Source organism: Amycolatopsis sp. cmx-11-12 (assembly GCF_046269425.1).
Classification (GTDB): Bacteria; Actinomycetota; Actinomycetes; order Mycobacteriales; family Pseudonocardiaceae; genus Amycolatopsis.
Genome location: NZ_JADNQM010000009.1, coordinates 74906 through 87186 on the forward strand (window position 1 = coordinate 74906; position 12281 = coordinate 87186).

The window sequence follows — 12281 nt, forward strand, 5'->3', positions numbered from 1 at the left end:
CGTCATGTGGGATTTGGCATGGCAGACGACGAAGACCCGCCTGAGCGGCTTCATCGGCGCGTTCATCGCGATCCTCTGCGGGACGGCCCTGGTCGCCGGCTGCGGCATCCTGATGGAATCCGGGCTGCGGGCGGGCGTCCCGACGCAGCGGTACGCCGACGCGGCGGTCGTCGTCGGTGGGCAGCAGACGGTCGACCCGCCCGGTGCCGGCCCGATGGAAAGCCAGCAGGTCGGGGAGCAGGCTTCGGTGCCGGTGACGATCGCCGGGACGATCACGTCGGTGCCGGGGGTCCGCGGCGTGGTGGCGGAACAGAGCTTCCCCGCCAACGTGGTGACGGCCGACGGACAGGCGCTGACCGGGCCGGAGGGCGGCCAGTCACTGGGGCACAACTGGGACGCCGCCGCGCTGGCGCCGTTCTCGCTGCGTGACGGCGAGGCGCCCACCCGTTCCGACGAGGTGGTCCTCGACGCCGATTTGGCCGCCCGAAGCGGTGTCGCCGTCGGGCAGCGCGTGAAGATCGCCGTCCGCTCGACGCCGGTGGAGTTCCGGGTCTCCGGGATCGCCGCGCCGAAGTCGGGTGACGGCCTCTCCCGGCAGTCGTCGGTGTTCTTCTCGCCGGAGAAAGCCACCGAACTCGCCGGGACCCCCGGCCAGGTGCACGCGATCGGCGTGCTGGCGGACCCGGGTGTCACACCGGGCGACCTCGCCGACCGGATCAGCGACGCGGTCGGCACCGACAAGGTGACGGTGACGACCGGGGTCGAGCGCAGCACGGTCGAATTCCTCGACGTCAGCCAGACCCGGATGCTGCTGATGGCGCTCGCGGGCTCCTTCGGCGGCTTCGCGCTCCTCATCGCGGCGTTCGTCGTGGCCAGCACGCTGGCACTGGTCATCAACCAACGCCGCCGCGAGTTCGCGTTGCTGCGGGCGATCGCGGCGACACCCCAGCAGATCCGCAAACTCATCGGTGCCGAGACGATGCTGGTCGCGTCGGTCGCCGGAGTGCTGGGCAGCGGCCTCGGCGTGGCGGTGGGCTTCGGCTTGAGGAACGCCTTCGGGGCAGTCGGAGTGATCCCGCCGGACTTCGAACTGGCGCTCAGCCCGATCCCGCTCGTCGCCGCGCTGGCGCTGGGCCTTGGTACGGCCCGCCTGGCCGCGTGGTCGGCTTCGCGGCGTCCGTCGTCGATCCGCCCGGTGGAGGCGCTCGGCGAGGCCGCGGTGGAGCGGCGTGAACTCGGCCGAGTGCGCGTCATCATCGGCAGTGCGCTGGTGGTGGCCGGCCTCGGTGGCTCGATGGTCCCGATCTTCCTCAGCGGTGAGGCGGGGCTCGCGGCTTCAGGCGGTTCGTCGTTGATCATCGTGATCGGGCTGGCCGTGATCAGCCCGACGGTGGTCGCGTTCATGACGAAGCTGATCGCGCCGGTGCTCAACCGGATTTCGCGGATCAGCGGTTACCTGGCCGCCGCGAACAGCCAGGCCAACTCGCGGCGCCTCGCCGCCGCGGTGACGCCGGTGATGCTCGCGGTCTCGTTCGCGCTGACGATGTTCTACAGCCAGACCACCGCCGCGGCCGCCCGGCAGGAGGAGACCGTCGAGTCGACCACCGCGGACCACGTGCTCGCCAGTGCCACCGGCGGTCTGTCCCCGGAGGTCGCCGAGGCCGCGCGGCGCGTCCCCGGTGTCGCCGCCGCGACCCCGGTCGTGCGCACCGAGGTGATGAACACGGTGCAGGAACAGGAAAGCCTGCGCGTCGAGCGGTACGCGGCACAAGGACTGGACGGTGCCAACGTGCGGGGCAACCTCGATCTCGGCGTCGTGTCGGGCAAGATCACCGACCTGACCGGGAACACCGTGGCGATGAGCGAGCCGGAAGCCGACTGGTACGAGAAGAAGATCGGCGACGAGGTCGAGTTCTACTTTGCCGACGGCGCACCGGCGAAGCTGCGGCTGGTCGCCACCTACACCCGCGACCAGGCGTTCGGCCGCTACGTGCTGCCGGCCGACCTGGCGAGGGCGCATACCGGCGACCGGATGGACGACTCGGTGCTCGTGCGGCAGGACCCCACCGCTGACACCGCGACGGTGACCGCCGCGCTGCGCGACCTCGCCGTCCGCTATCCGGGGCTGGCCGTGACACCGGGATCGGCGGTGGCCGCGCCCGCCGGCGGCCAGCAGCAGGCCCAGTTCTACGTGAACCTGGTCGCGGTCGGCGTGATCCTCGGCTACGTCGTGATCTCGGTGGCCAACACGCTGGTGATGAGCACGGCGCAGCGGTCGCGGGAGTTCGCGCTGCTGCGGCTGATCGGCACCACGAAGCGCCAGGTGATCCGGATGATGCGGTTCGAGGCGCTGGCGACGGTGGGGGTCGCGGCCCTGCTCGGCACGGTGGTGGCGGGAATTCCCCTGGTACTGCTGAATCTCGGACTGCGAGGGACGCCGCTGCCGTCCGGCCCGATCGTCGTGTTCGGCGGGGTCATCGCCGGGGCGATCCTGCTCGGCCTCGTCTCCCTCGGCCTGGCCACGCGGGTGGCGCTGTGGTCGAAGCCGATCGAGGCGATCGGTCTCCGCGAATAGACGGGTTCCCCGTCGTCCGGTCAGCTCTCCGCGGCCGGCCGGACGGCGGGGATCTTCCCGCCGCGGAAGGCGTCCACGAACAACCGGTGGTCCTCCCGTGACTGCTCGGCGTAGGCCATCCCGAACTCGGTCAGCGTGCGGACGAACTCGTCCTCGCGGTCACCGATCACCCCGGCGATGGCCGCTTCGCTCTGGAAGCCGACCAGCGTCTGTTCGGAGTCCGAATCGGACACACAGTGCATCTTCGCGGTGGCCCGGCCGAGATAGTCGAGCACCGGCCGCATCTCCGACGGCTCGGTCAGATCCGACCAGTCCAGGTCGTCGACGTAGGGCGACAACTCCGAGACGACGAAACCGGTCCCGTCGATCTCCGTGTACCCGAGCCAAGGGTCCGCGTGCGCCTGTAAGGCGCGCTGCGAAACGGCGGTGCGGTGGCCCTCGTTGGTGAAGTAGTCGCGGATGCTCTGGTCGGACACGATCCGGCTCGGCGCCGCGACATTCCCTTGTTTCATCGACAGGACGACGTCGTTTTCCAACGCCTGGGTGCGTCCTTCGACGAGGATGTTGTACGCGGGCAGCCCGGCCGAGCCGATGCCGAATCCGGTCCGGCCGACGATGTCCTTGACCCGGTAGGTGATGCTGCCGAACCGCTTGTTCTCCGGGATGGTGTCCAAATAGGACTCGAAGGCGGCGATCGCGGTCGCGCGCTCCGCCTTCTCCAGCACCCGGACTCCCGGCCCGTGCCGGAACCTGCGGTCGTAATCCTCCACTGTGGTCACTTCGTCGAGCAGGTCGATCCGGGTTTTCAGCCGGGCCCGGAGCAGTACGTTGTGCAGGATGCCTTCGGTGCTGTCCAGCTGGAGCCGGACGAGTTCGTCGCCGGGCCGCTCGGCATACTCGCGGACCTGCTTCACGTAGGCACGCAGATAGGTGCTGATCAGCGTCTCGATGTCGTCGTCCGAGATCGCCTTGCTCCACGCCAGCAGTGCGACACTGGCCGCCAGCCGCTTGAGATCCCAGGTGAAGCAGCCGAGGTAGGCCTCGTCGAAGTCGTTGACGTCGAACACCAGCGTCCCGGACGAATCCATGTAACTGCCGAAGTTCTCGGCGTGCAGGTCACCCTGGATCCACACCCGGCTGGTCTCGTCGTTGGCCCACGGGTCGGCCTCGTGGGCCATGTCCGCGTAGAACAGGCACGCCGAACCACGGTAGAAGGCGAACGGCGCGGCGGCCATCTTGCGGAACTTGCGGCGGAACGCGTCGGCGTCCGCGCGCATGAGGTCTTCGAAGGCCTCCACCAGCACCTCGACGATCCGCGCCTGCCGACCGTCCTCACCCTGCTCGCGGATCCGTTCGACCACACCTGTCATCACGACCTCCAGACGGCCCTCACCGTGCCACAGGTCGGCGTGCCGGGCAGATCAGATCTTACGGAATCGCGCGTCCAACAGCGCGAAGGCACCGAAAGCGGCGATACCGGCCGCGAGCGCGAGCAGCATCGGACCGCCGTAGGGCTGCGCGACCAGCGTTTTCAGCGCGACGTCGAGTCCGCTCGCCTTGGCGGGGTCGAAGGTGACCGCGGCGATGACCGTCAGGACGCCGATGGTGCCGTACGCGGCGGAGAGCGCGATCCAGCCGACCTGGCCCAACCGGATCGTCGTGGTGCGGGTCGTTCCGGAGGCGCTGCCGAAGTCGAGTTCCCGCACGAACGTCTTCCGGAACCCGCGCTGGGCGAGGAACACCGCCACCGCGACGACGGCGATCCCGGCGACGGTCACCAGAACCTGACCGTAGGACTGCGCGAGGATGTCGGCGACCATCGAACCTTGTCCGTCGTCGGCGCCCGCGATGGCGGTCTTCACCGCGCTGTAGGAGACGAGGCCGTACAGCACGACCTCGATCCCGCTGACGATCCTGCGGACCGTCCGCCGCCGCGCCTTCACATGCCGGTGCCCGGTGAGCGCTTCGCTGAGCTGCCACAACGCCAGTACGGCGAGACCGGCCGCGATCAGCCACAGCAGCCACGCACCGCCTTCCGCGACCACCACCTGCAAGGCGCCCGCCTTGTCCGCCTTGGCCTTGTCCCCGAGGGCGACCTGCGTCGCGAGCCACGCGACGAGCAGGTGCACGACCGCATAACAGACGAGCCCGCCTCGGGCGATCAGGTCGAACGTCTTGCTGTCGCGCATCGGGCGATCCTTGTCGAGCGGACGCCCGTTCGCCAGGGCCGGCCGGAGCAATGTGTCCGATCTGTCAGGTTCGCCGGAGCTTGGCGAACGTCTCGGGCAGCCGCGTCGCCAGCCTGCGGGTCGCGATGACACCGCCGAGCCAGGCCCCCGCCGCGGCGTTGAGGAGCGCCACCGCGAGCGTCGCCGCTCCGAACCACGCTGGGAGCGAGTCGCCGGCGAAGGTCAGTCAGCAGTTCGGCGCCGGTCAGGCGCTCCGGCAGGGCGAGGCCGTCGGGCAGGACCCCGAGCATCGCCTTGGCTTTGGCCGGTTCCGCCCAGACGTCGACGCCGTGGACCACGGCGGTCCCGGAATCCGGCCGCAGCAGCCCGACCGTCATCGCGAGCGAGGTGGTCTTGCCCGCGCCGTTCGGGCCGACCAGCCCGGTCAGCGAGCCGGTCGGCACGGTGAGACACACCTGGTCGGCGGCGGTCTTCCCGGAGTACGTCTTAGTCAGCCCGTCCAGCCGCAGGGCGGGCGCCGTCGTGGTCAGCATGGGCTCACGATGGCCGGGGCCGGGGGTGCGGCGCCTCGGTCCGCGGGGCAGACCCCATGGCCAAGTGGCCGCGAAGATCGTGACCACTTGGCCGCTCTGTCCTTATCTACACTGCGAGGATGGCCGTGACGGTGGACCGCTGGATGCTGCCCGCCGAGCTCGCTCGTGCCGATGAGCCGGGGGAGTCGTCCAGCACACGCACGCTCCGCGACTGGGCCGTGGACGTCACGATGTTCGCGATCGCGGTGCTCGACGGCGTCGCCGCCACCGCTGCCCTCGGCAGGCGCACGAGGGAACCCGCGCCCGCCGTCGTCATGCTGACGACGTTCGACGCCGACGAGACCGTGCTCGCCGCGCTGCGGGCGGGCGCGGCGGGTTTCCTGCTCAAGCACACTCCACCGGAACAGATCGTCGACGCGGTCCGGCGCGCGGCGGCGGGAGAGCCGGTGCTGTCGCCGGACGTCACCCGGACCGTGATCGCCATGGCGGCAGGGCCCGGATCCCGGTTCCGCACGGATCCGGATGGACCTGCTGACCGAGCGGGAACGCGAAGTCGCGCACGCCGTCGCCGAAGGGCTGAGCAACGCGGAAATCGCCGAACCGCCCACGAGGCCGGCCGCTCTTGATCCCGTGTGGTGCCGCTCACCGCGCCTTGATCTCCACCTTGGTCGAGGTTGAATCCTGAACTCCTGAACATCCGGGTTGAGGAGTGAACATGAACGAGGACAAGGGCTTCTACTCGATCATCGAGTACGCGGTGGACGGGCCCGAGACCCAGGCGGCACTGGTGGACGCCTTCGCCGAGATCCAGGACCGTTGGGTCCGGTTCTACCCGGGCTATGTCTCGGCACGGTTCCACGCGAGCATCGACGGGACACGGGTCTTCAACCTCGTGAGCTGGGCGAGCGAGGCGGACTACCGGCATTTCGAGGAGACGTCGGACACCGCGGGCCGTCTCGACGCCATCCAGGCGGCGCTCGACGGACTGCCCGGCAAGGTGGAGTCACGGGTGAGTGCGAATCCGCGCTATCGCGTCGTCCGCGAGACCCGTCCCGGCCCGCGAGCAGGCGACTGATCGCGCCACCGGGAGCGGATCCCGAAGGCCACGAGCAGTCCGAGGACGGCGAGCCCGAACGGCCGGAGTGTGACCGTCCACGGCCACGCGGTGCCGCTGAGCGCCAGGTGCCCGGTCGGGTATTCGAGGGTCCTGGCCGTCCACTGTGTAGTGGCGGTGTCCGTGGTGCGCACCAGGTCTTGGAGCACGGCGTCGAACGGGAAACCCGGTCCGGTGTGCAGGTACACGGGTGAGTATCCGTCGGCGGCGTGCTTCGCGGCCGCTTCGGCGCCGGGCACGATCAGCCGGTCGACGTCGTTCTTGGCGGGAGTGCCCCTCGGAGCGAAAGTCAGCCCGTGCCGGGACTGGATCGGCGTGTCGTCCACGCCGACGGCTGTCGTCTCGACCGCCAGCGACTGGCCGTAGGTGTCGAACACGGCGGCGAGTTCCAGTTCGCGGATCCCGGTGGTCAGCAGGACCCCCAGCATCGGTTTGTCCCATCGGAAGGCGGTGTTGAACCCGACGACGGTGTCCGCGGCCTCGAAGGTGTTCTGCGGCATCGGCGTGCTGGCACCGGGGGAGTAGTGCGCCCACCCGACGTCCTCGGCCGCCTTCCGAGCGGTTTCGGTGCCGGCGAACCGCTCGGTGATCCGGAGCGCCCCGTCGATCCCGGACAGGATCCCGGCCGTGGTCACGATGTCGCCGTCGTCGACGTAGCGCGTGCCGCGGATCCAGTCCACGGCGGGGAATTCGTCGTCGAAGCCGTCGATGCGGGTCCAGTGTGCGGTGGCGCGCCGACCGTCGAGAAGCCCGGCCGAGGCGAGGACGCCCGAGCCACTGCAGACGCTCATGAGCAGCGTGCCCTTCGACGACTGCAGCCGGAGCCAGTCGGTCACCGGTCGCGTGGTCGGTTCGCCGAGATCCGGCAACGCGGGCACCACCACGACATCCGGGGCCGCGGACGTGAGCAGCCTGTCGAGGTCCGCGAAACTGAAGTCGGGGACCAGGTCGAGTCCGCCGGTCAGGGTGACCGGCCTGGCCTCGGGCGCGACGGTGTAGATGTTGAACGCGCCGCTTGCCGCGAGGACTTCGAACGGGGCCAAGGTGTCGGAGACGACGGCACCCTCGTTCCCCACGACGACCACCGCGGTCGGCTTGGCCGGATCGTGTGCCCGGCGCACCGGTTGTGGCGAGATCCCGTCGGTTCTCGGTGTGTACCGATTTTCGAAGCTGGCGCTGAGCGTGATCCCGCCGAGGGTGAGCGGCAGGGCCAGCGCGGCGACGGTGAACGCCAGCACGGTCAGCGTGACGCGGAGGAAGGTGCGCATGATCAGGCTCCGTACTCGGCGCGGCGGCGGAGCATGGCGGCGAGCATCGCGGGCACCATCAGCACGTGCCCGGCCGTCATCACCGTCGACCCGGAGACCAGGCCGGTCCAGAAGAACGGCAGGCAGAGAACGTAGGGCAGGTACATCGCGGCCGACATCTCCGCGATCGAAGCCCAGCCGTGGCGCCGGATCCGCATCCACAACGCCATGCCGAGCGACATGTTCGTCGCCATCACCAGCGCGCTCGCGGTCACGTTCTTCGCCAGGTCCGGCCACAGGAACGACCAGACCGGTTCGAGGACGAGCATCCCGGCCACCATCGCGAGGAGCATTTCCACCGCGTGACGGACGAAGTGCAGGACGGCCCGGTTACGGGTCTTCGGTTCTGTCGTGTGCTTCATTCCCGGCTCCCTCGATCGGTTCGACGGGAGCAATATTCGGGCGCGGCAAGGCATATCGGCAGGTGCCGGAAGTCACGGGCGGGGTCATGTGACCCGTCAGAAGAGACCGAGTTCCCTCGCGCGCAGGGCCGCCTGGGTCCGGTCCCGAACCTGGAGTTTGGCCAGCACGCTCGTCACGAGGTTCTTCACCGTGCCCTCGGCGAGGAACAGCGTTTTGGCGATCTCCCGGTTGCTGTGGCCGTCCGCCAAGAGCCGGACCACCTCCAGTTCGCGGTCGGAAAGCGGTGTCGTCAACGGCTGGGCAGGCGGCGTCTCGGCAGGCAGTCGGGCGACTCTGGCGACGAGTTTCGCCGCCACCGACGGTTGCAGGACCGACTCACCTCGCTTGGCCGCGACCAGCGCCTCCACCAGCCGCGTCGAGGAGACGTCCTTGAGCAGGTAGCCGACGGCGCCCGCCCTCAGCGCGGCGAACACGTCCGCGTCGTCGTCGAACGTGGTCAGCGCCAGCACGCGCACGCCGGGTTGCTCGGCCCGCAACCGGGTGGTGGCCGCGATCCCGTCCAGCACCGGCATCCGCAGATCCATCAGCGCGACGTCGGGACGCAGTTCGGCACAGAGCCGCACGGCCTGTTCGCCGTCGCCCGCCTCGCCGACGACCTCGATCTCCGGCTGGACTTCCAGCAAGGTCGCCAGTGCTTCGCGGAACAACGCCTGGTCGTCGACGATCAGGACGCGAACGCTCATCCCGGCACCTCCACGGAGAGCGTCAGGCCGTTCCCCGCGTCGGAGTCGACGGAGACCTGCCCGCCGAGCCCTGCCACCCGCTCTCGCAACCCGACGAGCCCGAAACCCTTGTCCGGCGGGGAATCCGTGGTGAGACCGAGACCGTCGTCGCGGACTTCGAGCCGGACCCGATCGGTGACGGCGTAGTCGAGCACCACGGTCGCCGCCTTGGCTCGCGCGTGCTTGCGCACGTTGGTCAGTCCTTCCTGGGCCGCCCGGAAAAGCGACTCTTCCACCTCGGCGCGGGTGTCCCTCGCCGTCCCCTTGACCTCGAACCCGGTCGGCACGCCCGCCGCGGACGCCTCGTCCACCAGCGCCCGCAACGCGTCCGCGAGCGGCTCGGAGCGCGACTCCCGCAATGCCGACACCGACCGGCGGACCTCCGCCAGCGCCTCCCGTGACTGGTCCTGCGCCTTGGCGAGCATCCCGTCGGCCCGCTCCGTGTCTCCGGTGCCGATCACCGCGCGGGCGGCCTGAAGCATCATCTGCACGACCGTCAGATGATGACCGAGGCCGTCGTGGATGTCGCGCGCGAGCCGGTTGCGCTCCTGGGTCGTCGCGAGTTGTTCGGCCTGGACGGCGTAGTCGCGGAGCCGTTCGTGCGCCTCGGCCAGTTCCTCCCGCGCCCGGTTCTCCCGGACGACCAACTCGGTCACGACGGCGGCGAACACCATGACCGCCAACGTCCCGAGCCCTTCGCGGAGGCCGTCCAACGGCGACATCGGCAAGTGGATCAACGGGATCAGCACCGCGACGCCGAACGCCACGGGCAGCGGAAGCAGTAACACGGTGTGGCAGATGAGGACCACGAGAAGCAGGATCGCCCCGACAGCGGCACCCGAGAGCGAGAACAGGGTGAAGCCGAGTGGTAACTGAACGCAGACATACGCGATCGCGAGGGCACGTCCGCGCTTCTGAACCCAGGGGAAACCGATGATCGCGATCGCCGCGTACACCAGCCCGGCGACGAGCGTCGGCAGCACGAGCGTCTCGTACTTGGCCGAGCCGAGCGGCAACGTCACGTACGCGACGAGGGTCAGCACGGCCAGGGCCCGGTTCACGGACACACAATAACCGCAATTCGGCACCTAATTGCGGTAGTTGCGCACGCAGGAACCGCAACTAGAGGACTACTTGCGGTGCCCGCCAAGCGTGCGACCCCGCAAGTAGGTGCCGAATTGCGGAGTCAGGCGATCGTGCTGTTCCGGACCTCCAGCGAGAAGGGCGTCTGGACGTCTTCGGGGGCGAGGTCGCTCCCGCCCGCGATGCGCCGCCGCAGCAGATCGACCGCCGCTCGCGCGATCGCCGCCTTGTCCGGGGCGATCGTCGTCAGTGAGGGCAAGCTGTACGCGCTCTCTTCGTTGTTGTCGAAGCCGACGATCGCCATGTCGGACGGCACCTGGACGCCCCGCTCGGCGGCGGCGCGCAGCGCACCGATGGCGAGCAGGTCGTTGAAGCAGAAGACGGCGTCGGGCGGTTCCGGCAGCGCGAGCAGATGCGCCATCGCCTCGGCCCCGTTGGCGCGGTGGTAGCGCAGCGCGGGCAGGACCAGTTCCGGTGTGGGCGCGACACCGGCCTCTTCGAGCGCGAAGTGATAGCCCTCCAGCCGTTGCGCCGCGGTGTGGCGCTGCGGATGCGCGCCGATCGCCGCGATCCGGCGGCGGCCGAGGGAGATCAGGTGCCGCACCGCGATCCTGGCGGCATGGACGTTGTCGATGCCGACGTGGTCTATCGGGACGTCGACGACGTGCTCGCCGAGCATCACCAGCGGCACACCCGGCGCCAGATCGCCGAAATCGTCCGTATGCAACGCTTCCGGGCTGATGATCGCCCCGTCGATCAGATGCGGGCCCAGCGCGGACAACGCGTTGCGCTCCCGCTCCCTGGTGCCGAGGGTCTGTTCGATCAGGACGTTCCACTCGTGCTCCTGCGCCGCTTGCAGCACCAGGCCCGCGAGTTCGCCGAAGTACGGGATGCTCAGTTCGGGCAGCATCAACCCGAGGAACCCGGTGCGGCCGCGGCGGAGGTTGCGGGCACCGAGATTGGGCCGGTATCCGGTCGACGCCAGTGCCTCCTCGACCCGCTTGCGGTTCTCCGGCTTCACGAAGTCGTAGCCGTTGACCACGTTCGACACGGTCTTGACCGAGACGCCCGCAAGCTTGGCGACGTCCTTGAGCGTGGCCACCCTCGCTCCCCTCTGAAAGATCCGGCACAGATCCGGCACAGCCTAACCGCGCGAACGGCGGATTTACAACGTTGTACCAACGATGTAAATCTGGCATCGTCCCTTTGAGTGACACGGGTCACCGCAGACCCGCGTGCTCGACTTCCCCGAGGAGCGATCGATGTCCCTGCCCATCCGCCGCACCCTGCTCCTGGTGACCGGCCTCGCGCTCGCGCTGACGGCCTGCACCAGCCGCGAGACCCAGCAATCCGCCCCGTCGGGGGCGGGACCGGCCGCTTCGGCGGCGCCGAGCCAGGCCGCGACCGGGCCGGGATGCGCCCGCGAGAAGACCGGCTACCCGCAGGTGGACGTGAAGAACGCGGTCATCGGCTTCTCCCAGTCGGAGAAGGAGGCGAATCCGTTCCGGATCGCCGAGACACAGTCCATCAAGGACGAAGCGGCGAAACTCGGTGTCCCGGCGGAGAAACTCCTGGTCACCAACGCCCAGAGCGATCTCAACAAGCAGGTCAGCGACATCAAGTCGCTGCTGGACCGGGGCGCGCAGCTGCTCATCGTCGCGCCGCTGAACTCCGACGGCTTGCAGCCCGCGCTCGACGCCGCGAAGGCCAAGAAGGTCCCGGTCATCACGATCGACCGCAAGGTGACCTCACAGCCGTGCTCCGACTACCTGACCTTCATCGGCTCCAACTTCGTCGAGCAGGGCCAGCGCGCGGCGCAGGAGATGGTGAAGGCGACCGGTGGCACCGGCAAGGTCGCGATCCTGCTCGGCGCGTCGGGCAACAACGTGACCACCGACCGCACCAAGGGTTTCAAGGACGAGATCGCCTCGACGCCGGGTGTCTCGATCGTCGCCGAGCAGACCGGTGAGTTCGACCGTTCCAAGGGACAGGCGGTGATGGAGCAGCTGATCCAGAGCAATCCTGAGATCACCGCCGTCTACGCCGAGAACGACGAGATGGGCATCGGCGCGGTCACCGCGCTCAAGGCCGCTGGCAAGACACCGGGCAAGGACGTCAAGATCGTCTCGATCGACGGCACCCGCAACGCCGTCCAGCTGATCGCCGACGGCAGCTACAACGCGGTCATCGAGTCCAACCCGCGATTCGGGCCGCTCGCCTTCTCCACGTTGCAGGATTTCGCCGCGGGCAAGGAGATCCCGCCGACCGTGGTGATCTCCGACGACCAGTACGACTCGGCGAACGCCGCGCAGAAGCTCGGGAACGCGTACTGAAG

At 69.2% G+C, this 12281-nt stretch carries 12 protein-coding genes and 1 pseudogene; 5 read left to right on the forward strand and 8 right to left on the reverse strand.

Going from position 1 to position 12281, the window contains the following annotated elements; all coding sequences use genetic code 11:
- Positions 1–4: 4 nt before the first annotated feature.
- Positions 5–2575, forward strand: coding sequence for an FtsX-like permease family protein (locus ACLARN_RS14865; protein WP_409491968.1), 2571 nt, complete (start codon positions 5–7; stop codon positions 2573–2575).
- Between the two features lie 20 nt (positions 2576–2595).
- Here the strand turns inward: ACLARN_RS14865 and ACLARN_RS14870 are convergent, their stop codons facing one another.
- Genes ACLARN_RS14870 through ACLARN_RS14880 form a run of 3 tightly spaced genes read right to left on the reverse strand, consistent with a single transcriptional unit; the run spans position 2596 to position 5297 of the window.
- On the reverse strand, positions 2596–3945 hold the full coding sequence (locus tag ACLARN_RS14870; protein ID WP_409491969.1) for a DUF2252 domain-containing protein: 1350 nt from the start codon (positions 3943–3945) through the stop codon (positions 2596–2598).
- Between the two features lie 51 nt (positions 3946–3996).
- Positions 3997–4764, reverse strand: coding sequence for a DUF1206 domain-containing protein (locus tag ACLARN_RS14875; protein ID WP_409491970.1), 768 nt, complete (start codon positions 4762–4764; stop codon positions 3997–3999).
- Entirely contained in the window at positions 4737–5297 is a 561-nt protein-coding gene (locus tag ACLARN_RS14880; protein ID WP_409491971.1) for an ATP-binding cassette domain-containing protein, read from the reverse strand. Before ACLARN_RS14880 ends, ACLARN_RS14875 begins: the two co-directional genes overlap by 28 nt.
- Before the next feature lie 230 nt (positions 5298–5527).
- Between ACLARN_RS14880 and ACLARN_RS14885 the strand changes: the two are divergent.
- From ACLARN_RS14885 to ACLARN_RS14895, 3 genes and pseudogenes are all read left to right on the forward strand, one after another.
- A pseudogene (locus tag ACLARN_RS14885) lies at positions 5528–5662 on the forward strand (hypothetical protein); the annotation flags it as partial.
- Positions 5663–5819: 157 nt separating this feature from the next.
- Positions 5820–5975: a LuxR C-terminal-related transcriptional regulator gene (locus ACLARN_RS14890; RefSeq protein WP_409491972.1), complete on the forward strand. Its 156-nt coding sequence runs from the start codon at positions 5820–5822 to the stop codon at positions 5973–5975.
- A gap of 37 nt (positions 5976–6012) precedes the next feature.
- Positions 6013–6372: an antibiotic biosynthesis monooxygenase gene (locus ACLARN_RS14895; RefSeq protein WP_409491973.1), complete on the forward strand. Its 360-nt coding sequence runs from the start codon at positions 6013–6015 to the stop codon at positions 6370–6372.
- On the opposite strand, the gene ACLARN_RS14900 is transcribed toward ACLARN_RS14895, so the two are convergent.
- The 5 genes from ACLARN_RS14900 to ACLARN_RS14920 all read right to left on the reverse strand — a co-directional run bounded on the left by ACLARN_RS14900 (position 6324) and on the right by ACLARN_RS14920 (position 11048).
- Positions 6324–7679, reverse strand: coding sequence for a DJ-1/PfpI family protein (locus ACLARN_RS14900; RefSeq protein ID WP_409491974.1), 1356 nt, complete (start codon positions 7677–7679; stop codon positions 6324–6326). The genes ACLARN_RS14895 and ACLARN_RS14900 overlap by 49 nt on opposite strands.
- 2 nt (positions 7680–7681) lie before the next feature.
- Positions 7682–8080 carry a hypothetical protein gene (locus ACLARN_RS14905; RefSeq protein WP_409491975.1) on the reverse strand — a complete coding sequence of 133 codons (399 nt, stop codon included), beginning with the start codon at positions 8078–8080 and terminating at the stop codon, positions 7682–7684.
- Between the two features lie 96 nt (positions 8081–8176).
- Positions 8177–8824, reverse strand: coding sequence for a response regulator (locus tag ACLARN_RS14910; RefSeq protein ID WP_409491976.1), 648 nt, complete (start codon positions 8822–8824; stop codon positions 8177–8179).
- On the reverse strand, positions 8821–9924 hold the full coding sequence (locus ACLARN_RS14915; protein WP_409491977.1) for a sensor histidine kinase: 1104 nt from the start codon (positions 9922–9924) through the stop codon (positions 8821–8823). Before ACLARN_RS14915 ends, ACLARN_RS14910 begins: the two co-directional genes overlap by 4 nt.
- A 125-nt stretch (positions 9925–10049) precedes the next feature.
- Positions 10050–11048 (reverse strand): LacI family DNA-binding transcriptional regulator, encoded by a 999-nt coding sequence (locus tag ACLARN_RS14920; RefSeq protein WP_409491978.1) that lies wholly within the window; start codon positions 11046–11048, stop codon positions 10050–10052.
- A gap of 160 nt (positions 11049–11208) precedes the next feature.
- Between ACLARN_RS14920 and ACLARN_RS14925 the strand changes: the two genes are divergently transcribed.
- Entirely contained in the window at positions 11209–12279 is a 1071-nt protein-coding gene (locus ACLARN_RS14925; RefSeq protein WP_409491979.1) for an ABC transporter substrate-binding protein, read from the forward strand.
- The last annotated feature ends 2 nt before the right edge of the window (positions 12280–12281 follow it).